The sequence below is a fragment of the Variovorax sp. 3319 genome, from assembly GCF_031456585.1.
GTDB lineage: Bacteria > Pseudomonadota > Gammaproteobacteria > Burkholderiales > Burkholderiaceae_C > Variovorax > Variovorax paradoxus_P.
The window spans coordinates 20884-43096 of record NZ_JAVDUZ010000014.1; the positions used below are offsets into that span (position 1 = coordinate 20884).

At 65.3% G+C, this 22213-nt stretch carries 17 protein-coding genes; 11 read left to right on the top strand and 6 right to left on the bottom strand.

What is annotated here, in order from left to right; genetic code table 11:
• Window positions 1–6: 6 nt before the first annotated feature.
• Window positions 7–1527 (bottom strand): Ppx/GppA phosphatase family protein, encoded by a 1521-nt coding sequence (locus J2X67_RS24545; RefSeq protein ID WP_309957409.1) that lies wholly within the window; start codon window positions 1525–1527, stop codon window positions 7–9.
• A gap of 267 nt (window positions 1528–1794) precedes the next feature.
• Between J2X67_RS24545 and pstS the strand changes: the two genes are divergently transcribed.
• The 7 genes from pstS to phoR are packed head-to-tail and all read left to right on the top strand — an operon-like array spanning window position 1795 to window position 8456.
• Complete coding sequence (gene pstS, locus J2X67_RS24550) at window positions 1795–2832, top strand: phosphate ABC transporter substrate-binding protein PstS (RefSeq protein WP_281150606.1); 1038 nt, start codon at window positions 1795–1797, stop codon at window positions 2830–2832.
• A gap of 34 nt (window positions 2833–2866) precedes the next feature.
• On the top strand, window positions 2867–3946 hold the full coding sequence (gene pstC, locus J2X67_RS24555) for a phosphate ABC transporter permease subunit PstC (RefSeq protein ID WP_309957411.1): 1080 nt from the start codon (window positions 2867–2869) through the stop codon (window positions 3944–3946).
• Window positions 3943–4833: a phosphate ABC transporter permease PstA gene (pstA, locus tag J2X67_RS24560; protein ID WP_309957413.1), complete on the top strand. Its 891-nt coding sequence runs from the start codon at window positions 3943–3945 to the stop codon at window positions 4831–4833. The genes pstC and pstA overlap by 4 nt, the downstream gene beginning before the upstream one ends.
• A gap of 20 nt (window positions 4834–4853) precedes the next feature.
• Window positions 4854–5633 carry a phosphate ABC transporter ATP-binding protein PstB gene (gene pstB, locus J2X67_RS24565; RefSeq protein WP_021007056.1) on the top strand — a complete coding sequence of 260 codons (780 nt, stop codon included), beginning with the start codon at window positions 4854–4856 and terminating at the stop codon, window positions 5631–5633.
• A 16-nt stretch (window positions 5634–5649) separates the two neighbouring features.
• On the top strand, window positions 5650–6351 hold the full coding sequence (gene phoU, locus J2X67_RS24570) for a phosphate signaling complex protein PhoU (protein ID WP_281150610.1): 702 nt from the start codon (window positions 5650–5652) through the stop codon (window positions 6349–6351).
• Window positions 6352–6381: 30 nt separating this feature from the next.
• On the top strand, window positions 6382–7074 hold the full coding sequence (gene phoB, locus J2X67_RS24575; RefSeq protein WP_126746518.1) for a phosphate regulon transcriptional regulator PhoB: 693 nt from the start codon (window positions 6382–6384) through the stop codon (window positions 7072–7074).
• Between the two features lie 44 nt (window positions 7075–7118).
• Complete coding sequence (phoR, locus tag J2X67_RS24580) at window positions 7119–8456, top strand: phosphate regulon sensor histidine kinase PhoR (RefSeq protein ID WP_309957416.1); 1338 nt, start codon at window positions 7119–7121, stop codon at window positions 8454–8456.
• Here the strand turns inward: phoR and J2X67_RS24585 are convergent.
• From J2X67_RS24585 to J2X67_RS24595, 3 genes are all read right to left on the bottom strand, one after another.
• On the bottom strand, window positions 8445–9788 hold the full coding sequence (locus J2X67_RS24585; protein ID WP_309957418.1) for an MATE family efflux transporter: 1344 nt from the start codon (window positions 9786–9788) through the stop codon (window positions 8445–8447). The genes phoR and J2X67_RS24585 overlap by 12 nt on opposite strands.
• Before the next feature lie 3 nt (window positions 9789–9791).
• Window positions 9792–11528 carry a hypothetical protein gene (locus tag J2X67_RS24590; protein ID WP_309957420.1) on the bottom strand — a complete coding sequence of 579 codons (1737 nt, stop codon included), beginning with the start codon at window positions 11526–11528 and terminating at the stop codon, window positions 9792–9794.
• An 81-nt stretch (window positions 11529–11609) separates the two neighbouring features.
• Window positions 11610–11879: a type B 50S ribosomal protein L31 gene (locus tag J2X67_RS24595; protein WP_019653042.1), complete on the bottom strand. Its 270-nt coding sequence runs from the start codon at window positions 11877–11879 to the stop codon at window positions 11610–11612.
• A 153-nt stretch (window positions 11880–12032) separates the two neighbouring features.
• Between J2X67_RS24595 and J2X67_RS24600 the strand changes: the two genes are divergently transcribed.
• Complete coding sequence (locus J2X67_RS24600; protein WP_309957422.1) at window positions 12033–13106, top strand: oxidoreductase; 1074 nt, start codon at window positions 12033–12035, stop codon at window positions 13104–13106.
• A gap of 53 nt (window positions 13107–13159) precedes the next feature.
• Here the strand turns inward: J2X67_RS24600 and rho are convergent, their stop codons facing one another.
• Window positions 13160–14425, bottom strand: coding sequence for a transcription termination factor Rho (rho, locus tag J2X67_RS24605; protein WP_012747432.1), 1266 nt, complete (start codon window positions 14423–14425; stop codon window positions 13160–13162).
• Window positions 14426–14604: 179 nt separating this feature from the next.
• Entirely contained in the window at window positions 14605–14937 is a 333-nt protein-coding gene (trxA, locus tag J2X67_RS24610) for a thioredoxin TrxA (protein WP_055800184.1), read from the bottom strand.
• 158 nt (window positions 14938–15095) lie between these two features.
• On the opposite strand from trxA, the gene J2X67_RS24615 reads away from it, so the two are divergent.
• From J2X67_RS24615 to J2X67_RS24625, 3 genes are read left to right on the top strand one after another with little or no spacing between them, the layout of a single operon-like run.
• Window positions 15096–17690: a PD-(D/E)XK nuclease family protein gene (locus J2X67_RS24615; protein ID WP_309957427.1), complete on the top strand. Its 2595-nt coding sequence runs from the start codon at window positions 15096–15098 to the stop codon at window positions 17688–17690.
• Window positions 17687–20950, top strand: coding sequence for a UvrD-helicase domain-containing protein (locus J2X67_RS24620; RefSeq protein WP_309957428.1), 3264 nt, complete (start codon window positions 17687–17689; stop codon window positions 20948–20950). The genes J2X67_RS24615 and J2X67_RS24620 overlap by 4 nt, the downstream gene beginning before the upstream one ends.
• Window positions 20947–22191, top strand: a complete 1245-nt coding sequence (locus J2X67_RS24625; protein ID WP_309957430.1) for a TIGR03862 family flavoprotein — start codon at window positions 20947–20949, stop codon at window positions 22189–22191. Before J2X67_RS24620 ends, J2X67_RS24625 begins: the two co-directional genes overlap by 4 nt.
• Window positions 22192–22213: the final 22 nt, after the last annotated feature.

A 22213-nucleotide genomic window follows, 5' to 3' on the forward strand; every position in this document is an offset into this window, starting at 1 on the left:
GGTAGTTCAGGCGCCGCTGAGTTCAACGCGCCAGCTGCTGGTCTTTTGCCAGGCCAGCACTTCTTCGCGCAGCAGATGCGCGGACTGCGGATAGGCGTCGGCCCAGTCGGGCGCGCAGACGATGGTGAAGGCCCTGGCGCCCAGCGCTGCGAGATGCAGCGCCTGGGGATCGGGATCGCGGCGGGCGTGGCAAAGGATGACCGCGAGGCGCAGCGACAGCAGCTGCATCACGAAGGTTTCGTCATCCAGCGCGGACTCGAGCTTGCGCAGCTTGCCGCGCTGCCCCAAAACCAGCTGGCCAAGCGCATGCAGTTCGTTCACTGCAAAGCCGGGTGCGTCGGTGTTGTCCAGGATGTAGGCGCCGTGCTTGTGATAGTCGCTGTGCGAAACCAGCGTGCCGATTTCATGCAACTGCGCCGCCCAGCCGAGCTTTCGCAGCGCCCGCCCGGCACGGCTGGTGGCGCTGCCGCCGCGTGCCGCGGGCGTGAGCTGCACGAAGAGGGCCGCGGCTGTTTCGCCCACGCGTCTGGCTTGGGCTGCGTCGACAGAAAAGCGGCTGGCCAGCCGTGCCACGGTCGCGGTGCGCAAGTCGGCCACGCCTTCGTCTCGCTCCAGCAATTCGTAGAGCACGCCATGGCGAAGCGCGCCTTGGGCCACTTTCATTTCTTCGATGCCGAGCAGGTCGAAAACCGCCCGCAGCACGCTCACACCTCCGCCGATGACGGGTTTGCGGTCTTCCCGCATGCCGTCGATGCGCAGTTTGTCGGCGCTGCCTGCCTTCAGCAGGCGGTCGACCAGCCAGTCGAGCCCGTCGCGGGTAATCAGGCCCGGCTCGCCGCCGGCGGCAGCCAGCACGTCGCCCACCGCGCCAATGGTGCCGGAAGCGCCGTAGGCCACGTCCCACTGGTCGCGGGTATAGCTTGAAAGCGCATCGTCCAGCACTGCCTTGGCCGCCACTTCGGCGGCGCGGAATGCGGCAGGGGTAAAGAGGCCTTCCGCGAAATGCTTCATCGACCAGGCGACGCTGCCGACGCGGTAAGACTCCATGAGCTCGGCCTCGAGTGCGCGGCCGATGATCATTTCGGTAGAGCGCCCGCCGATGTCCAGCACCAGGCGGCGCTCGCGGTCGGAGGCGTCGGTGTGCGGGAGCATGTGCGCCACGCCCTGGTAGATAAGGCGGGCTTCTTCGCGCCCGGGGATCACGTCGATGCCAAACCCCAGGATGGTGCGCGCGCGCAAGAGAAATTCTTCGCGGTTGCGGGCTTCGCGCAGCGTTTGGGTGGCCACGGCGCGCACCTGCGAGCGCTTGAAGCCGGCCAGGCGTTCGCCAAAGCGGGCGAGGGCGTCCCAGCCGCGCTGCATGGCCTCGGGCGTGAGATTGCGGGCGCTGTCCAGGCCGTTGCCCTGGCGCACCGTCTCCTTGAGGTATTCGGTGCGGTGGATCTGGCCGTGATCGACCTGTCCGATTTCAAGCCTGAAGCTGTTCGAACCGAGATCGACTGCGGCGAGGCGGGTGCCGTTTTGCATGTAGTTGTAGTGATGAAGAAGGCGGTGGCCCTCATCGTAGCGCCGTGAAAGACGGTGGCAGCTGCGCCGACGCCCGAATCGTCGGCGGCGAGGCTCGGAAGGCTATGCCGGGCGAATGACGGTTGTGTGACAGCGTCATACAAGCCGCATGGCAGCCAACGCCATTTTCCCTCTGTGGCGGGGTGTCACACCGATGTCACACAAGCTTTCTAGAGTCCGTCCCAAGCCCGAAAGGGACTACTTCTTACTTCTAAAAAAGGAAGCCTTATGAAAACGACTTTCAAATTTGCTGCTGCCGGCCTCGTGGCCGCGGTTTTTGCCCAAGTTCCCGCTTTTGCACAAGACGTAACCGGCGCCGGCGCGAGCTTTCCGGCACCGCTTTATGCCAAGTGGGCGTCTGATTTCAACAAGAGCACCGGCGTCAAGATCAACTACCAGTCGGTCGGCTCGGGCGCAGGCCTGAAGCAGATCGAAGCCAAGACGGTCGATTTCGGCGCGTCGGACGCTCCCCTGAAGGATGAAGAACTCCAGGCCAAGGGCCTGATGCAGTTCCCCACCGTCATCGGCGGTGTGATTCCCGTGGTGAACATTCCCGGCATCAAACCCGGCGAACTGAAGCTCAACGGCCAGGTGCTGGGCGACATCTACCTGGGCAAGATCACCAAGTGGAACGACCCGGCCATCAAGGCGCTGAACGGTTCGCTGGCCCTGCCGGACGCCGCCATTGCGCCGGTTCGACGTGCCGACGGTTCGGGCACCAGCTTTCTGTTCACCAACTACCTGAGCAAGGTCAACGCCGAGTGGAAGACCAAGGTCGGCGAAGGCACGGCCGTGAACTGGCCGACCGGCGCGGGCGGTAAGGGCAATGAAGGCGTTGCAGCTTTCGTGAACCGCCTGCCCAATTCGATCGGCTATGTGGAATACGCATACGTCAAGCAGAACAAGATGACGTACGCCCAGCTGCAGAACGCAGCCGGCAACTTCGTCTCGCCGGAAGACACGGCATTCAAGGCCGCCGCCGCCGCTGCCGACTGGAGCAAGAGCTTCTACCAGGTGCTGACCAACCAGGCCGACAAGGGCGCATGGCCGATCACCGGCGCGACCTTCATCCTGATGCACAAGTCGCAGGACAAGCCCGCCAATGCAACCACGGTGCTGAAGTTCTTCGACTGGGCCTACAAGAACGGCGACAAGACCGCCGACGACCTGGACTACGTGCCGATGCCTGATACGGTGAAGGCCACGATCGCCAAGGCATGGGGCGAGGTGAAGGACGCATCGGGCAAGCCGGTCGCGTTCAAGTAAGCAACCCACCCATCAAGCCAGGAACGGCGCATTCATGAGCACCACTTCGCTTGAGGATGCGCCGATTTCGTCATTGCCGGAGCGACCCGTGTCATCCACCTATCCTGCTTCCGCATCCACGCTCGACCTCGCGGCTGAGCGCGGCCGCGCCACCTCTCCACCGCCCGCCAAGGCACCGCGTTCCGGCCCCATGGCCGACCGCCTGTTCGGCTGGGCCGCCAAGGGCGCCGCGCTGCTCACGCTCGCGATGCTGATCGGCATCCTGCTGTCGCTGATTGCCGGCGCATGGCCCGCCATCTCGAAATACGGCCTCGGCTTTCTCACCAGCAGCGTGTGGGACCCGGTCCAGAACGAGTACGGCGGCCTGGTCATGATCTACGGCACCCTGGCCACTTCGATCATTGCGCTGGTGATTGCGGTGCCTGTGAGCTTCGGCATTGCACTGTTCCTTACCGAGCTTTCGCCCAGCTGGCTCAAGCGCCCGCTGGGCACGGCCATCGAGCTGCTCGCCGCTGTGCCGTCCATCGTTTACGGCATGTGGGGCCTGCTCGTGTTCGGCCCGATTCTTTCCACCTGGGTGCAGCAGCCGCTGCAGAAGCTGCTCGCAGGCGTGCCGTACCTCGGCGCCCTGGTGTCGGGCCCGCCGGTGGGCATCGGCATTCTTTCGGCCGGCATCATCCTCGCGATCATGATCATTCCGTTCATTGCCTCGGTGATGCGCGACGTGTTCGAGGTGACGCCGCCGCTGCTCAAGGAGTCGGCCTACGGCCTTGGCTCCACCACCTGGGAGGTGGTCTCCAAGGTTGTGTTGCCCTACACCAAGGCCGGCGTCATCGGCGGCATCATGCTCGGCCTTGGCCGGGCGCTGGGCGAAACGATGGCGGTCACGTTCGTGATCGGCAACATGAATCAGCTCAATTCGCTGTCGGTGTTCGAGGCTGCCAACAGCATCACCTCGGCACTGGCCAACGAGTTTGCCGAAGCCGGCGCGGGCCTTCACCAGGCCGCGCTGATGTACCTGGGCCTGGTGCTGTTCTTCATTACCTTCGTGGTGCTGACGCTCTCGAAGGTATTGCTCGCCCAGATGAAGAAGAGCGAAGGGACCAAGTCATGAATACGAGCACTGCGCAAACCCTGTTGAACGCCAAGGCACTTGCCGAAACGCGGCAGGCCAAGTTTGCCGCGCGCAACCGGGTCAACAAGATCGCGCTCACGCTGTCGCTTGCGGCCATGGTGTTCGGCGTGTTCTGGCTCATCTGGATTCTTTGGGAAACGCTGCGCCTGGGCCTTGGCGGCCTGGCGCTTGCCACTTTCACCGAAATGACCCCGCCCCCCAATGAAGCGGGCGGCATTGCCAATGCGATCTTCGGCTCGTTCGTGATGGTGGCGCTGGCAACCTTCGTGGGCACGCCGATCGGCATCATGGCCGGTATCTACCTGGCCGAGTACAACCCCAAGGGCTGGCTCTCGTCGGTCACGCGCTTCGTCAACGACATCTTGCTGTCGGCGCCGTCGATCGTGATCGGCCTGTTCGTGTATGCCGTGGTGGTGGCGTACTTCAAGACCTTCTCGGGCCTTGCAGGTGCACTGTCGCTGGCGCTCATCGTGATTCCGGTGGTCATTCGCACCACCGAGAACATGCTGCAACTGGTGCCGCCGGGCCTGCGCGAAGCGGCCTATGCACTTGGCACGCCGAAGTGGAAGGTCATCCTGAGCATCACTCTGCGCGCCGCACGTGCCGGCGTGGTCACGGGTGTGCTGCTGGCGGTGGCACGCATTGCGGGCGAAACTGCGCCGCTTCTCTTTACGGCGCTGAACAACCAGTTCTGGACTGCCGACATCAGCCAGCCGATGGCCAGCCTGCCGGTGACGATCTTCAAGTTTGCGATGAGCCCGTATGAAAACTGGCAACAGCTGGCCTGGGCCGGCGTGTTCCTGATTACCGTGGCCGTGCTTGCCCTCAACATCCTGGCGCGCGTTCTCACGCGCAACAAACTCTGATTCAAGAAGAAGTAGCAACCATGCCAAACACTGTCGCACAACCGTCGCGCTCGAAGATCTCGGTCAAGGACCTGAACTTCTACTACGGCAAGTTCCACGCGCTCAAGGGCATCAACCTCGAGATCCCCGAGAACAAGGTCACGGCCTTCATCGGCCCGTCGGGCTGCGGCAAGTCGACCCTGCTGCGCACCTTCAACCGCATGTTCGAGCTTTATCCGGAGCAGCGCGCAGAGGGCACCATTGCGCTGGACGGCGAGAACCTGCTCACGTCCAAGCAGGACGTGGCGCTGATCCGCGCCAAGGTCGGCATGGTGTTCCAGAAGCCCACGCCGTTCCCGATGTCGATCTACGACAACATTGCCTTCGGCGTGAAGCTGTTCGAGAACCTGAGCGCCAGCGAAATGGACGACCGCGTGGAATGGGCCCTGAAGAAGGCCGCCCTCTGGACCGAAGTGCGCGACAAGCTGCAGCAAAGCGGCTCGGGCCTTTCGGGGGGCCAGCAGCAACGCCTGTGCATTGCGCGCGGCATTGCCATCAAGCCCGAAGTGCTGTTGCTCGACGAACCGTGCTCCGCACTCGACCCGATTTCGACCGCGAAGATCGAAGAGTTGATCGCCGAGCTGAAAAACGAGTACACCGTGGTCATCGTGACGCACAACATGCAGCAGGCCGCACGCTGCAGCGACTACACCGCGTACATGTACCTAGGCGACCTGATCGAGTTCGGCGCGACGGAACAGATGTTCTTCAAGCCGCAGCGCAAGGAGACCGAGGACTACATTACCGGCCGTTTCGGCTGATGCCAAGGAGGCACACATGACTGAAAAACATCTCTCCAGCCAGTTCGACAGCGAACTCAACGGCGTTTCGTCGCGGGTGATGGAACTCGGCGGCATGGTCGAGGCGCAAATCCACCAGGCGGTGTATGCGCTGCTGCAGTTCGATCCCGATGCAGCCGACCGGGTGATGGAAACCGAGCACCGCGTCAACGCGATGGAAATCGAGATCGACCGCGAGCTGTCGTCGATCATTGCGCGCCGCCAGCCGACCGCGCGCGACCTGCGCCTCTTGATCGCCATCTCCAAGACCACCGCCAACCTGGAGCGCGTGGGCGACGAGGCCAACAAGATTGCGCGCATGGTCAAGTCGATCATCGAGAGCGGCTCGGCCCGTGCGCTGCCGTCGAACGAACTGCGCATTGCCGCCGACCTGGCTTCGGGCCTGCTGCGTACTGCGCTCGACGCGTTTGCGCGCCTGGACACGGCCGCCGCGTTGTCGATCCTGAAAGACGACGACCTGATCGACAAGGAGTTCGACGGTTTCGTGCGCAAGCTGGTCACCTACATGATGGAAGACCCGCGCACCATCTCGGCGAGCCTCGACCTGCTGTTCCTGGCCAAGGCCATCGAGCGCATCGGAGACCACGCCAAGAACATTGCCGAGTTCATCATCTACATCGTCAAGGGCGCCGATGTGCGGCACACTTCGATGCAGGAAATCGAATCGGCGCTGCAGTAACCGCAAGCAGCGCAAGACTCCCAAGAAAGCATGAAGAAACCCAGAGTCCTGATCGTCGAAGACGAGTCGTCGATTGCCGAGCTGATCGCTGTCAACCTGCGCCACAACGGCTTCGAGCCGATCTGGTCGGAAGACGGTGCCGCCGCCCAGCGCGAGATCGACGCCTTTTTGCCGGACCTGATCCTGCTCGACTGGATGCTGCCCGGCCAAAGCGGCCTGCAGCTTGCACGCCAGTGGCGCAAGGACGCACGTACCAAGGCAATCCCGATCCTGATGCTGACCGCGCGCGGCGACGAGCCCGACAAGGTGGCCGGGCTCGACGCGGGCGCCGACGACTACATCACCAAGCCGTTCTCCACCCAGGAAATGCTCGCGCGCATTCGCGCCGTGCTGCGCCGCCGCGCGCCCGAGGTGGTGACCGAGCGCGTTGAAATCGGCGAACTCGCGCTCGACACCGCCACGCACCGCGTGACCTGGCAGGGCAATGCGCTCAAGGTGGGGCCCACCGAGTTCAAGCTGCTGGCCTACCTGATGCAGCATGCCGAGCGCGTGCACAGCCGTGCGCAACTGCTCGACAAGGTGTGGGGCGACCACGTCTATATCGAAGAACGCACGGTCGACGTGCACGTCAAGCGCTTGCGCGAGTCGCTGGGTGCCGCAGCGCCCATGGTCGAAACCGTGCGCGGCGCCGGCTATCGCCTGACGGCCCAAGTCACGGTTTGAAGCGCGCGGTGTTCATCGGCCGCGGGCGCGGATAATCGCGCGCCATGCCTTTCCGTATTGCTACGTTTCTCATAGCGTCCCTCGCAATAGGAGTGGGTGCTGCAGTCATTTTTGGCTGGAAGTTCGGATGGCTGGGCGCATGGCTCGGCGCGGTGCTATGGCTCGCGCTGGACGCATGGCGTGCCGAGCGCCTGTTGCGGGTGCTGCGCAACAACGCATCGGGGCTGCCGACGCGTGGAGCCGGCGTGTGGGGCGAACTCGCGGAGCGCATCCGCAAGCTGCTGCGCGAACGCGAGCAGCAGACCCGGCAGGCCGAGGAGCGTCTTCAGGAGTTTCTGGCGGCCATCCAGGCATCTCCCAACGGCGTGATCCTGCTCGACGAGCAGGGCCGCATCGAATGGTGCAACCAGACGGCAGCTGCCCAGTTCGGCATCAATGCCGAGCGCGATCTTTTGCAGCACCTTGCAAACCTGGTGCGCGATCCGGCCTTCGTGGCCTACCTTGCCTCGTGGAACTACAGCCGCGACGTGGTCATCGATGCATCGGGCCCCGGGCAGGCGCAGCAGCGCAGCCATCCGGTGCGGCTTTCGGTGCAGGTGCACCCCTATGCCGGCAATCGCCGCATGCTGCTCACGCGCGACATCACCGCGGTCGAGCAGGCGGAGGCGATGCGGCGCGACTTCGTCGCCAATGTGTCGCATGAAATCCGCACGCCGCTCACGGTGCTGGCGGGCTTTGTCGAAACGCTGCAGAACCTTCCGCTCGATGCGGAAGAGCGCACGCGCTACCTTTCGCTGATGAGCCAGCAGTCTCATCGCATGGAAACGCTGGTGAACGACCTGCTGACGCTCTCGCGGCTCGAAGGCAGTGCGCCGCCTTCGGGCACCCAGTGGATCCGCATCCGCGCGCTGCTTGCGCAATGCGAGGACGAAGGGCGGGGGTTGTCGGGCCGGTTGGCGCCGCAGGGACACCGCCTTTCGTTCACCATCGAAGCCGAATCCGAGATCTCTGGCGCACCGACTGAGCTGCAAAGCGCCATGTCGAACCTGCTGACCAACGCCATACGCTACACACCCGGCGGTGGCGAAGTAGCCGTAACCTGGCGGCTGCTGCCCGACGGGCGCGGCGAATACGCAGTGCGCGACACCGGCCCCGGCATTGCCGCAGAGCACATTCCTCGCCTGACCGAGCGCTTCTACCGTATCGATCGCAGCCGCTCGCGCGAGACCGGCGGCACCGGGCTGGGCCTGGCCATCGTCAAGCACATTGCCCAGCGGCACGGGGCCGAGCTACGTATCGAGAGCACCGTGGGCAAGGGCTCTCGCTTTGCGCTCGTTTTTCCGCCGAACCGGGTGCGTGAAGCGCGGCTTCTAGCGAAGTGAACGCCGCATCGTCCACCGGAGCACCGCCCCGAACAGCACCGCGGTAACCGCGAGCGCGCCCGCGCCCATGAGCCAGAACGCGAGGGGCGATTGCATCGCGGGCCAGGGCCCGAGGCCACGGTAGGCCAGCAGATAGCTGCCGCCCAGCCCAACGCCCCAGAGCAGCGTGCAATAAATGACGAGCGGCGCCAGCGTGACGCGGTAGCAGCGCAGCACGAAGACGCACAGTGTCTGCAGCGCGTCGGCAAAGTGATAGACCGCCACCACCAGCAGCAACGCGGCGGCAATCGCCACAACTGCAGGGTTGTCCGAATACACGTGGGCCAGCTTGAAGCGCAGCGCCACCATCGCGCCGGCAAAGAACAGCGCACACAGGGCGGTGAGTTCAAACCCCAGGCGGCAGGCGCGCCGAGCCCTTGCCGCTTGGCCGGCGCCTAGCCAGAAACTCACGCGCGCGCTAGTCGCAATGGCCAGTGAGAGCGGCACCATGTAGGCCACTGCCAGCAGGTTCGAGGCAATCTGGTGAGCGGCGGCAGCGGCCGTGCCAAGGCGAGCGATGAACAGCGCCATCAAGGTGAACGAGGTCACTTCCACCAGCACCGCCAGCCCGCCGGGAATGCCCAGGCTCGCAAATTGGCGGATCTGTCGCCAGTCGGGTGCTTCGATGCGTTCCCAAAGCCGGTAGTCCTTGTAGAAGGAACTGCTGCGCAGGAGCCATGCCGCGCAGGCCAGCATGGTCCAGTTCACGCACAGCGTGGCCCAGGCACAACCCACCAGGCCCATGGCAGGCAGGCCCGCGCCGCCGAAGGTGAACCAGATCGAGAGGGGCAGCTTGACGACCAGCGAGCCGAGTTGCAGCCAGGTCACCACCTGCGGCTTGCCAAGGCTTTGATTCAGCGTGCTGAACAACCGGAAGAGCAGGGCGGGTGGTAGCGCGAAGGCCAGCACCGCGAGGTAGGCCTCGACGCCAGCGCGCATCTCCGAAGGTACCTGGGTCCAGCGCAACATGGCGCCGGGGAACAGCAGCACAACCATGCCTACGGCGATGGTGATGGCGCTCAGGTAAAGCGACTGCCGCACCGATCGGCCGACCTCGCTCCTGCGGTCGGCGCCGTGCAGTTCAGCCCACACCGGCAGCAGCGCCTGCAACACGCCCATCAGCGAAACGAACACGCTGATGAAGACCGCCGCGCCCACCGAAAGCGCGGCCAGGGCGCTCTCGGCATAGCGCCCGGCCACGATGGTGTCGGTAACGCCGAACGCCATTACGGCGAGCTGGCCAACCAGCACTGTGCCGGCGTGCCGCGCGATCAGACCTCTTTCGCCAATCACTTGCTACGGTGCAATCTTTTGGTAGAGCAGCAGGTCGTCGGTCGCGCTGCTGGGCCGGCGCAGCGTACCGCTGAAACGCCATTGCTCCAGGGGGATGATGGTGTGCAGCCGCTCGATGGTTTCGGGGCTGACAAGCAGCCATGGGCAATTGGTGCCGAGCAGCAGCGGCTGCAGGTTGAACCGGCCATGGTGCTGCAAGGCCGCAATGTGCGCCCGGCTGAGCGCCAGCTCGGCAACGCAGCTCGGCTGCCCGACCCGTTCGGCCACCGCGCGCACCTGGGGAACATAGCTGCGCGCATAGTCGATGGAGGGCAGCCAGAGTGTCATCAGCAGCATCCAGCACAGCGCGGTACCGCCTGCCGGCAGCACCAGCGTTTTCCACAACGCGGCGCGCTGGCGGCCCGTGCGCCAGCGCACCACCCAGCACCAGGCAATGGTTGCGGCCAATGCCAGAACGAAGGGAACGGCCGAGAACTCGGGCACGAAGCCGGGCACCAGGCGCGCCACGCTGGCCGCGGGCTTGGGCGGTACGCCGGTCTGCATGGCGATCCAATAGATCCAGCCCAATACCGCCAGGCCGCTGAAGAACAGAACGTTGAACCAGTCGATCAGCGCCGCCGCGCTGCGCCGGAAGGTGGGCAGGGCGAACGCGGCCAATGTGGCGAATGCCGGCAGCGCCAGCAGCAGCGAACGGTCCGAATAGTCGGTGGTCCAGGTGGCGGCCAACGGCACCAGCGCAAACCAGAAGGGCAACGCGACATGGCGCGCCGTGAGCTGGCGGCGCCAGCGCCACAGCGTCCAGATGGCAAGGGGCCACACCGGCCAGGTAAACCACACCAAGAGCTTGGCCTGGCTGCGCACATCGCCCAGCACCGAGGTGCTGCTCGGGTGACGGCCGGGCAACTGGATTTTCCATTCGAGCAGCCCAAGGCCGATGGCCAAGGCTGCAGCGACCAGCGCGACCGCAACCATCGTCACGAGCGCTCCCCGCGTGTAGCCGGGGCCTTCATCCGTGGTCGTGTCGGCTTTGCGAGCGGTGCGTCGCTCGTAGGCCATGAATAACGCGCTGCCGATCGCCAGCGCCAGCCCGACCGTGGGACCGCCGCTCAGCGTCATGCCGACGGTGCCGACGATCAATGCGATGACCGGGCCGGCGCGGCGATATGGCAATGCGGCCACGCCGTAGAAGAGATGCGATGCAAAGTACAACTGTGCCAATGCCGGCGTGGTTTCATGGCCGAGTTGGGCCAGGCCCAGGCAGGCGATCAGCGCCAGAAGTCCGCCGTCGGCGATGGCGCGGGCGTAGTCGGTCGGGCGTGCCTCGCCGCCGAAGGCAAAAGCCACCGGCTGGGCCCGCGAGGTGCGGGCGAGGTAGTAGACGGCGTACCAGGTGGCGGTGAACGTGCCCCAGAGCATTAGCGCAAAAACGATGCGCACGGCCAGGTCGGGGTGAAGCCACGAGGGCGCGATCTTGATGGCCCAGGCGCCGATCCAGTAGGGGATGAGCGCCGGCGTTTCAGGGCGCAATCCCAAAAGCATGGGGTCGAACCAGCGCGCGATGCCTTCGGTGGTGCGCGCCAGTTCGGCCATGTAGCCGAACGACGTGATGTCTGCGCTCTTCCACGGGCCGCGTCCCACGAGGCCCGGCAGAAGATAGGCGGCGCATAGCAACAGCAATGCGATGCGCGGCAACCGGCGCACGGCGTTCTGGGCAACGATCGCGGGAGTGGGCTGATTCACAAAGATGAGCGAACGGCGGTTTTAGGAAAGAAAAAGGGCAGCGCGGTAAACCGGGCTGCCCTCAGTGCGAAAGCGCGTGCTTTACTTGGAAGCAGCGCCGGTGGTCTTGCCGAAGCGGTTGCGGAACTTCTCGACGCGACCGCCCATGTTGTCGACCGACTTTTGGGTGCCGGTGTAGAAAGGGTGCGATTCGCTCGTGGTGTCGAGCTTGAACAGCGGCAGTTCGCGGCCGTCGTCGGTCTTGCCCATTTCCTTGGTGTTCGCGCACGAACGGGTCACGAACTTGAAGCCGTTCGACATGTCGACGAACAGAACTTCGCGGTAATTCGGGTGGATGCCTTCTTTTGCCATGGTGTTTCCTTTGGGGTCGATGCGAGAGCCACAAGCGTGCCGGTTTGGGCAAGCTGTTCCTTTGAGGAAGCGCCGGGCAAAACGCCCAGCCGCACTTTTCGCGGAGCCGTCGATTATCGCATACTGGCCGTTTCGAGCGAAAGGCCCCCGTAGATGACCTCCAGAACCTTGCGCGCCGGCCTCGTAGGCTACGGCTTTGCCGGCCAGACCTTTCATGCGCCCGTGCTTTCGGCCGTGCCGGGCCTTGAGCTGGCGGCCATGGCGAGCTCGCAGCCGCACAAAGTCCATGCAGACTGGCCCAATGTGGCTGTTGTGCCGGATGTAGGGGCGCTGGTGGCCCGTCCAGACATCGATCTGGTGGTGGTCGCCACGCCGAACGCGCTGCACTATCCGGTTGCAAAGGCTGCACTGGAAGCCGGCAAGCACGTGGTGGTGGACAAGCCTTTCACCATCGACGCGGCCGAGGCCCGGCAGCTCGAGCTGTTGGCTCGGCGCAACAATCGGGTGCTGGCGGTTTACCAGAACCGACGCTTCGACGCCGATTACCTCACGCTCAAAGACGTGCTGGCAAGCGGCGAACTGGGCCGGCTGGTGTACCTGGAATCGCACTTCGACCGCTTTCGGCCCGAAGTTCGGGACCGCTGGCGCGAGCAGAAGGTGCCGGGCGCGGGCTTGTGGGTCGACCTTGGAGCCCATCTGGTCGATCAGGCCGTTCAGTTGTTCGGAAAGCCAGATTCGCTGCAGCTCGACACCGCGGCGCTGCGCGACCGGGCGCAGGTCGAAGATTACTTTCACGCCGTGCTGCGCTACGAAAGCGGCCCCCATGCGCCGCTGCGCGTGGTGCTTCACGCAACGACGCTGGCTGCCCATGCGGCGCCGCGCTACATCGTTCACGGTACACGCGGCAGCTATGTCAAGCATGGCGTCGATCCGCAGGAAGACGCGCTGCGCGCCGGGCAGCGGCCGCCCATGGCAGGGTGGGGTGCCGATCCGCAAGACGGCGAAATCGCAGTGCCCGGCAGCGATGGTGGAGAGCCGCAGCGCCGCATCTGGCCGACCCGGGCTGGCAACTATGTCGACTATTACGCCGCGGTGCGCGACGCGATCTTGGGCAACGGCCCGAATCCGGTGCCGCCCGAGCAGGCCGTTGCGCTGATGGAACTGCTCGAGATCGGCCAGCAAAGCGCCGCCGAAGGGCGGGCGATCCGCATTGGCGAACGCCCATGAAAAAAGCGCGTTGACCCGGGAGGGCCAACGCGCCTTTGCGGCGAGCCTGACGCTCAGCCGCCGCGACGCATCATGTCGAAGAACTCGACATTCGTTTTCGTCGCCTTCATGTTCTTGAGCATGAGCTCCATCGACTCGATCTCGTCCATGTTGTACATGAGCTGGCGCAGGATGCGGGTCTTCTGCAGGATCTCGGGGGCGAGCAGCAGTTCTTCGCGGCGTGTGCCGCTGCGGTTGAGCTGGATCGACGGGAACACGCGCTTTTCGTACAGGCGGCGGTCCAGGTGGATTTCGGAGTTGCCGGTGCCCTTGAACTCTTCGAAGATCACTTCGTCCATGCGGCTGCCGGTATCGATCAGCGCAGTGCCGATGATGGTGAGCGAGCCGCCTTCTTCGACGTTGCGCGCCGCGCCCAGGAAGCGCTTGGGGCGCTGCAGCGCGTTGGAATCGACACCGCCGGTGAGCACCTTGCCCGACGAGGGCACGACGTTGTTGTAGGCGCGGGCAAGGCGGGTGATCGAGTCGAGCAGGATCACCACGTCTTTCTTGAGCTCGACCAGGCGCTTGGCGCGCTCGATCACCATTTCTGCCACGTGCACGTGGCGTGCGGCGGGCTCGTCAAAGGTCGAGGCAATGACCTCGCCCTTTACGGTGCGCTGCATTTCGGTCACTTCTTCAGGCCGCTCGTCCACCAGCAGCACCATCATGTGCACTTCGGGGTAGTTGGCGCTGATGGCGTGTGCGATGTGCTGCATCATCACCGTCTTGCCGCTCTTGGGCGGCGCCACCAGCAGGGCGCGCTGGCCCTTGCCGATAGGGGCAATGATGTCGATGATCCGGCCCGTGATGTTCTCGTCGCTCTTGATGCCGTCGCGCTCGAGCTTCATTTGCTCCTTGGGGAACAGCGGCGTCAGGTTTTCGAACATCACCTTGTGCTTGTTCTGCTCGGGCGGACCGTCGTTGACCTTGTCGAGCTTGGTCAGCGCAAAGTAGCGTTCGCCGTCCTTGGGCGTGCGCACTTCGCCTTCGATCATGTCGCCGGTGTGCAGGTTGAAGCGGCGCACCTGGCTCGGCGAGATGTAGATGTCGTCGGTGCTGGCCGTGAAGCTGGTGTCCGGGCTGCGCAGAAAGCCGAAGCCGTCGGGCAGGATTTCGAGCACGCCGTCTGCGAAGACCTGCTCGCCGGCCTTGGCGCGCTTCTTGATGATCGCGAACATCAGCTCTTGCTTGCGCATGCGGCCGACGTTTTCGATCTCAAGCGCTTCAGCCTGCTTGAGGACTTCAGACACGTGGAGTGCCTTGAGTTCGTTTAAGTGCATGGAATGACCCCTCGCGGGGTAATCGATCGGAAAACGGGGGGAGGTTAAACGTGAAGCGAGAACTGCTTCACTAACCGGGGAACTCGAACCGGTTGCCTGAAAGGGCCGGTGATCTGTGGGAGATTATGACAGGAAAAATCGTCCGGCCAACGCATTGCGCGCTGGCCGGTTGAAATGTCTCAGGCGAGTTGCTGGTCGATGAAAGCCGTGAGTTGCGCCTTGCTCATGGCGCCAACCTTGGTGGCGGCCAGCTGGCCGTCCTTGAAGAGCATGAGCGTAGGAATGCCGCGGATGCCGAACTTGGCGGGAATGTCGCGGTTTTCGTCCACGTTGAGCTTGGCGATCTGCAGCTTGCCTTCGTAGGCGGCGGACACTTCGTCCAGGATGGGTGCGATCATCTTGCAGGGACCGCACCATTCGGCCCAGTAGTCGACCAGCACAGGCTGGCTGGACTTGAGCACGTCGGCTTCGAAGGAAGAATCGGAGATGTGTTTGATCAGGTCGCTGGCCATGTGATGTGTCCTTGTGCGCGGAGAGTTTCGGTGCAGCTAAAGTGCTGGTCATTGTGACAGAAACCAAGGGGTGGGGTGCCGTGCGGGAACGCTATGGCGCCGATAGCAAAAGCCCTTTGCGCGTCGCGCCCCCACGCCCTCCAACCCCTCGATAGAACATGAACGAAGGCCACCCCGTCCAGGCCCTGTGGTGCGACCCCGCCGGCGGCGTGGTCGCCCGCATTGCCGCCGCCATTGCAGAGCGCGAACTGCATGCGGCGCGCACCGTGGTGCTGGTGCCCTATGCACAGCTCATGGGGGTGGCGCGCGCCATGTGGGCGCGGTGCGGCAGCCCCGGCTTCGTGCCGCGGTTCGAAACCACGCGCAATTGGGCGCGCAGTTCGGGCGGGTTTTTGCCCACGGGCTACGACATTGCATTCGACATGGCGCGCGACCTGGTCACGGCCCAGGCGCTGCTGTCGCAGGCCGGTTTTGCCGCCGAGCGCTTTGCGCTGGCTGGCCGGGTGGTCGAGTTGGCCTACCAGCTCGCTCCGCTGGCGGCCGCTGCCTTGCCCGAAGAGCGTGGCGGCGAATGGGCGGAGCGGGCGGCCCATGTGGCCGAAGCGGGCAGCGAATCGGAGTGGTTTCGCATCGAAAGCGCGCTGATCCGCGTTGCGGTGGCCTGGGCCGCGAACTCGGGCTACGCCACCGATGTGCTGCTGCGCGAGAACGTGCGCACGCAGGTCGACGCGCTCATCGTGCTCGAAGGCTTCCAGACCGATCCGCTGACCCAGACGCTGTGCAACCTGTGGGGCGACCGCGCGATTCATCTCTCGCTGGTGCCTGCCGATGCGCCCGCCACTGCTGCGAGCGCGCACGTTGCCGACGACCCGGAAGACGAGGCGGAGCTTGCCGCTGCCTGCGTGCTGCGGCACCTGGCAGAAGGTCGCGCACCGGTTGCGCTCATCACCACCGACCGCGCACTGACCCGGCGCATCGGCGCGCAGCTCCAGGCGCACGGCATCACCGCGCACGACGAAACCGGCTGGAAGCTTTCCACCACCCGCGCCGCCGCGACCGTGATGAGTGCACTGCGTGCCTGTGCGCATGACGCGGGCAGCGACCAGGTGCTCGAATGGCTCAAGAGCGGCGCCGACGGCGATGCGCTCGCCGTTCAGGCGCTCGAGGCACGGCTTCGGCGCGAAGGCGTGCGCGAATGGTCCGCCTGGTGCGGGCAAGCCGCGCGCAGCGAAAAGCCGCAAGACATCGCATTGCTGCCCTTCACCGAAGCCGTTGAAGGCCGTCGCATGACGATGGCCCGTTCCAGGCCACTTGCAGACTGGCTTCGCGCCCTGCGCGAGCTGCTCGAAGCTGGCGGCAATTGGGAGCTGCTCGCCGCCGACATGGCAGGTGGCAAAGTGATCGGCGCCCTGTGGCTCGATGCGGGCGCGCACGGCGACGACGACGAGTTTCCCGGCGGACGCCATACGCTGGCCGAGTTCACCGCTTGGGCGCGCGACGTGCTCGAAGACGCCAGCTTTGTGCCGCCCGCCGGCAGCGACGTGCCGCAGGTGGTGGTGCTGCCGCTGCACCAGTTGCTTGGCCGCGCGTTCGGCGCGGTGGTCATTCCGGGGTGCGACGACCGGCGGTTGCCCGCATCGCCCGAGCCGGCCGGCAACTGGAGCGCCGCCCAGCGCGCAGAACTGGGCCTGCCCGCGCGCGAAACGCTCGAAGCCGCGCAACGTGCTGCCTGGGCTGCGGCCTTGTGCAACCCGTTCTGCGAGTTGCTGTGGCGTCAATCCGATGCCAGCGGCGAACCCGTTCGGCCGAGCCCGCTGGTGCAGTCGCTCCAGCTCGACCACGCATTGCAAATGGCAGCCGACCCGCGCACCCCGCGCGATGTCGCGCTGCGTCCGACCTTGTACCCGACTCCCTCCGGAGCGCTGCTGCCGCTGCGGAACATTTCGACCAGCGTTTACGAGGACCTGCGGCGCTGTCCCTACCGGTTCTTCGCGCTGCGGCAGTTGGGCCTTCGCAGCGCCGACGAACTCGATGCCGAGGTCGACAAGCGTGACTTCGGAAACTGGCTGCACGCGGTGCTGGGCCACTTTCATGAAGCGCTGCAGGAAACCCCCACGAACGACATGACGGAAAGAGTGGCCCGCATCACTGGTGCAGCCGAGCGCGCCACGCAAGAGTTTGCTTTGTCCGATGCCGAGTTCCTGCCGTTCGCGGCGGCATGGCCGGCGGTGCGCGACGGCTATCTCCAGTGGCTTGCCGGGCATGAGGCAAGCGGCGCCGTCTTCGCTGAATCGGAGCCGTGGATGGAGCAGCCGCTGGGCAACCTGCAGCTGGTCGGCCGTCTGGACCGCATCGACCGCATGCCCGACGGGCAGGCCTTCGTGATCGACTACAAGACCGAATCGGCCGCGGTCACCAAGGAGCGTGTGAAGGACCCGACCGAAGACACGCAGCTTGCCTTCTATGCCGCGCTGGTGGCTGACGACACCCTGCGTGCCGCCTACGTCAACGTCGGTGAGAAGTCGTCAGGCACGCAGACCGTCGAGCAGCCGTTGGTGGTCGAGGCACGCGACGCGCTGGTTGCGGGCATCCTCGACGACTTCACCCGCATTGCCGGAGGCGCGGCACTTCCGCCGCTGGGGGAGGGCGCAATCTGCGACTACTGCGCGGCGCGCGGGCTTTGCAGAAAAGACTTCTGGGAAGTAGAGCTTTCACCTTCGGCCAACGCCGCCGACGGAGGGCCCGCCAAATGAACGGCGCCGCCTACGAACACAACGGCCGGCACGTCACGCGCGAGGCCTTCTACACCGTCGCCTGCGACCCGCGGCGCTCCGTTGCGGTCGAAGCCTGCGCCGGCGCCGGCAAGACCTGGATGCTGGTGTCCCGCATCTTGCGCGCACTGCTCGAAGAGGGCGAATCCGCCTGCGAGCCGCACGAGATCCTGGCCATTACCTTTACCAAGAAGGCCGCCGGCGAAATGCGCGAGCGGCTCGACCAATGGTTGGAGCAGTTCGCCGAGCGCAGCCCCGAAGAGCTGGTGCGCGAACTCGTCATTCGCGGTGTGGAACCCGGCGCCGCGCTTGCCGCCGTACCGCGACTGCAAGGGCTCTACAGGCGCTTGCTCGAGGGCGGCCGGCCCGTGCAATTCCGTACCTTCCACGCGTGGTTTGCAGGCCTGTTGCGCAACGCGCCGCTGGCGGTATTGCGTGAACTCGGCCTACCTGCCAACTACGAACTCCTTGAAGACGATGCCGAGGCGCGCTCGCGCACCTGGCGCCCGTTCTTCGAGGCCGTAACGGCTGACAAGGACGCGCTGGCCGACTACTACGCCGTCGTCGCCACCTATGGCCGGTCGCAGACTGCCAAGGCATTGGGCGAAGCGCTCACGCGGCGCGTCGAGTTCTCGCTGTCCGACCCTGCATCGGCGGTGCAGCATTTCAGCGCGATGCATCCTTCGCTCGAAGGTCTCGACGAACCGACCGATGCCCTCGGCGGCGATATGGTCAGGCGCCGTTGGCTCGATCGCGCTGCCGCTCTTGGCCGCGAAGCCAACAAGACGCCGCAAAAGGCCGCCGAGGCGATCATCGATGTGTTTGGCACCGGCGAGCCGCCGCCGGAATCGCGCGTTGCCGCCCTGGCGCACCTGCGCAAGAACTTCTTCGTTGCCACGGAAGACCGCCTCAACAAGAACCTGCAGAAATATCCTGCCGCGCAAGAAGCCGAGGCCGAGCTCCAGACCCTGTGCGTTGCGCAGGCCCAGCACGCGGCGTGGCTCTACCAGCAGCGCATGACGCGCCTCACGCGCATCCTCATTTCTGCTTTTGCCGACGTCAAGCGCGCTCACGGATGGGTCGACATGAACGACGTCGAGCAGGCTGCGCAGCTGTTGCTCGGGCAATCGGCACTGTCGGGATGGGTGCAGGAGCGGCTCGATGCGCGCGTTGCGCACCTGCTGATCGACGAGTTCCAGGACACCAATCCGCTGCAGTGGCAGGCGCTGTATGGCTGGCTCAGCGCGTACACCGGTGCGGGGGGCAAGGCGCCCCGCGTGTTCATCGTTGGCGACCCCAAGCAGAGCATCTATCGCTTTCGCCGTGCCGAGCCGCAGGTGTTCATCGCCGCGAAGAAGTTCGTGCGCGAAGGACTGGGCGGCGAGCTGCTCAACTGCGACCACACGCATCGCAACGCACGTGCAGTGGTCGGGCTTGTAAACCAGGCGATGCTCGCCGCGCAGGAAGCGGGTGAGTTCGACGGCTATCGCGCGCACACCACCGAGCGCAACGACCAGGGCGAGCTGCTCAAGCTGCCGCCCATCGATCGCGACGCCCTCGGCGCGGTTGCCGATGCGGCTCCGGCCGACGACGGCATGCTGCACTGGCGTGACAGCCTCGTCACCCCGCGCGTGTTACCCGAAGAGCAGCTTCTCCAAAAGGAATGCGAGCAGGCGGCGCGCTGGGTTGCGCAACGCATCGCCGATGGCACGCCGCCGCGGCAGATCATGGTGCTGGCCCGCCGCCGCAACCGGCTGGCCGCCATGCAGGACGCGCTGCGCCAGCGGCACATTCCCGTGCAGCAACCCGAAAAGAACGAACTGCACGATGCGCCTGAAGTGCAGGACGTGGTCGCGCTGGTCGATGTGCTGGTCTCGCCCGCGCACGACCTCTCCCTGGCACGTGCACTCAAGTCGCCGCTGTTCGGCATTGGCGACGACGCGCTGGTGCAACTGGCGCTCCGCCAGCGCGAGCAGCCTTCGTCGAGCTGGTTCGCGCTGATCCAGAAGGGCGAAGGCCTGCCGCCGGAACTGGTCGAGGCGGGTGCCAGGCTCAAGCAGTGGCAGCGCTGGCTCGCTGCGCTGCCGCCGCACGACGCACTCGACGCGATCTTTCACGACGGCGATGTGCTCGCCAGATTCGGCGCTGCCATGCCCTCGGCCATGCGCCAGAGCGCGTTGGCCAACTTGCGCGGGCTGCTGGCGGCATCGCTGGAGATCGAAGGCGCCCGCTATGCCACGCCCTATGCGTTGGTGCGTGCACTTCGCGCTGGCGGCGTCAGGGCTCCGTCCGTCGCCGTGCCGGATGCGGTGCAACTTCTCACGGTGCACGGCGCCAAGGGCCTCGAAGCCGACACTGTGCTGATGCTCGATTGCGATGCACCGCCGCCGCGCGCGCAGACCATGGGTGTGCTGGTTGAGTGGAAGGGCAGCGACAGTGCGCCAACGCGCTTCGTGTTTTTGGCAAGCGAGAAAACCCCGCCGGGCTGCGCCGCCACGCTGCTCGAAGACGAACAGCGCGCGCGCCATCGGGAAGAGCTCAACGGTCTTTACGTTGCGACCACCCGGGCGCGCGAGCGGCTCGTGCTGTCATCGGTACAGCCCGCTCGTGCCAACGAAGGCAGTTGGTGGTCGCGGCTCGAATCGATGTGCGAACCCGCAGTGGCCGACGAGCCGCTTGTCGTGTTGCCGGTGGCCTCCGGTGTCGACAGCTTTGCGATGAAGCAGATGCCCGTGCTCGCGCCTGCCATCAAAGAACCGGTGGCAACCAAGAAGGCCGCCGACGCCACTGTCGATGCACGTGCTGCCGCATTCGGCCAGGCCATGCACCGGCTGCTTGAATGGGCTGAACCGGGCGAGCCGTTGCCGCCGGCGCACGTGCGCGCCGCCGCCCGCGAGTTCATGCTCGACGCGCAGCAAGCGCGCGGCGCCGCGGTGCTGGCCGAGCGCATCCGCGGCGGCGCCGGTGCATGGGCGTGGAATGAGCGCATGATCGACTGGCACGGCAACGAAGTCACCTTGGTGCACGAGGGCGAAACGCTGCGCATCGATCGGCTGGTGCGCGAGCGCGCGACCGGCGCCTGGTGGATCCTCGACTACAAATCTGCCGCACGCCCTGAGCGCGACGCGGCACTCATCGCACAGATGCAGCGCTACCGCGCGGCTGTGCAACATGCCTATCCCGGTGCTACGGTGCGCGTCGCGTTCCTGACCGGGCAGGGCGAACTGGTAAATCTCGAATGACTCTTTCCCATACCGTTGCCGTGATCGGCGGCGGCCCTGCCGGCCTCATGGCGGCCGAAGTCTTGAGCGCGTCCGGCGTGCAGGTGCATGTGTACGACGCCATGCCCTCAGTGGGCAGAAAATTCCTCCTGGCCGGCCGCGGCGGGCTGAACCTTACGCACTCGGAGCCCTTCGACATTTTCATGAGCCGGTTCGGCGAACGCCGCGCGCAGCTCGAGCCCATGCTCAGGCAATTTGGTCCGGATCAAGTACGCGAATGGGCGGCCGGCCTGGGCATAGAAACCTTCGTCGGAACTTCGGGCCGCGTGTTCCCGGCCGACATGAAAGCCGCGCCCTTGCTGCGTGCGTGGCTGCAGCGGTTGCGCGCGGCAGGAGTGCAATTTCATATGCGCCATCGCTGGCTTGGTGAAGGAGATGCGCCGATCGATGCGGCTGCGCTGCGGTTCGCGAGCCCTGCAGGTGAAACCACTGTGAAAGCCGATGCGGTGGTGCTCGCGTTGGGCGGTGCCAGTTGGGCGCGGCTGGGCTCCGACGGTGCGTGGGCGCCGTGGCTCCAGGCGTGCGGAGTTGATATTGCGCCGCTGCAGCCCGCCAATTGCGGCTTCGATGGAGCAGGGTGGAGCGAACATTTTTCCAGCCGCTTTGCGGGACAGCCTTTCAAGTCGGTTGCGATCTCATTCACCGACAGCCAGGGGCGCCGTTTTGCGCGCAAAGGCGAGTTTGTGGCGACTGCAACCGGGATCGAAGGCAGTTTGATTTACGCGGCTTCGGCATTGCTTCGCGACGAGATCACCGCGCACGGCAGCGCGACGCTGCTGCTCGATCTGCTGCCCGACCGTAGTGCCGAGCAGGTGCTGGCCGCCGTCAAGCATCCGCGAGGAGCCCGCTCGCTCAGCAGCCATCTGAAAAGCCGGCTCGGGCTGGAAGGCATCAAGGCCGGTGTTTTGCACGAAGTGCTGGGCCGGGAGGCCATGCAAGACCCTGCGCAACTTGCGGCGACGATCAAGGCCGTGCCGCTGCGGTTGGTCGCTGCGCGCCCGATCGACGAAGCAATCAGCACCGCCGGCGGCGTGCGCTTCGATGCACTCGACGAAGGGCTGATGGCAACGGCGTTGGCCGGCGTGTTCGTGGCGGGAGAAATGCTCGATTGGGAGGCGCCGACCGGCGGCTATCTGCTGACGGCCTCCATGGCCAGTGGTGCGGCTGCGGCCCGCGGAGCCATCAAGCAAATGGGCCTTTGAGGGCATAGCTGAATACTTTTGT

Excerpts from the sequence above, each read along its gene's own strand:
- pstA (WP_309957413.1), top strand. The coding sequence starts at position 3,943 with ATGAATACGAGCACTGCGCAAACCCTGTTGAACGCCAAGGCACTTGCC.
- phoU (WP_281150610.1), top strand. The coding sequence starts at position 5,650 with ATGACTGAAAAACATCTCTCCAGCCAGTTCGACAGCGAACTCAACGGC.
- trxA (WP_055800184.1), bottom strand. The coding sequence starts at position 14,937 with ATGGCCAGCGACCTGATCAAACACATCTCCGATTCTTCCTTCGAAGCC.
- J2X67_RS24600 (WP_309957422.1), top strand. The coding sequence starts at position 12,033 with ATGACCTCCAGAACCTTGCGCGCCGGCCTCGTAGGCTACGGCTTTGCC.
- J2X67_RS24620 (WP_309957428.1), top strand. The coding sequence starts at position 17,687 with ATGAACGGCGCCGCCTACGAACACAACGGCCGGCACGTCACGCGCGAG.
- J2X67_RS24595 (WP_019653042.1), bottom strand. The coding sequence starts at position 11,879 with ATGGCAAAAGAAGGCATCCACCCGAATTACCGCGAAGTTCTGTTCGTC.
- J2X67_RS24615 (WP_309957427.1), top strand. The coding sequence starts at position 15,096 with ATGAACGAAGGCCACCCCGTCCAGGCCCTGTGGTGCGACCCCGCCGGC.
- J2X67_RS24625 (WP_309957430.1), top strand. The coding sequence starts at position 20,947 with ATGACTCTTTCCCATACCGTTGCCGTGATCGGCGGCGGCCCTGCCGGC.
- phoB (WP_126746518.1), top strand. The coding sequence starts at position 6,382 with ATGAAGAAACCCAGAGTCCTGATCGTCGAAGACGAGTCGTCGATTGCC.
- rho (WP_012747432.1), bottom strand. The coding sequence starts at position 14,425 with ATGCACTTAAACGAACTCAAGGCACTCCACGTGTCTGAAGTCCTCAAG.
- pstB (WP_021007056.1), top strand. The coding sequence starts at position 4,854 with ATGCCAAACACTGTCGCACAACCGTCGCGCTCGAAGATCTCGGTCAAG.
- phoR (WP_309957416.1), top strand. The coding sequence starts at position 7,119 with ATGCCTTTCCGTATTGCTACGTTTCTCATAGCGTCCCTCGCAATAGGA.
- J2X67_RS24545 (WP_309957409.1), bottom strand. The coding sequence starts at position 1,527 with ATGCAAAACGGCACCCGCCTCGCCGCAGTCGATCTCGGTTCGAACAGC.
- pstS (WP_281150606.1), top strand. The coding sequence starts at position 1,795 with ATGAAAACGACTTTCAAATTTGCTGCTGCCGGCCTCGTGGCCGCGGTT.
- pstC (WP_309957411.1), top strand. The coding sequence starts at position 2,867 with ATGAGCACCACTTCGCTTGAGGATGCGCCGATTTCGTCATTGCCGGAG.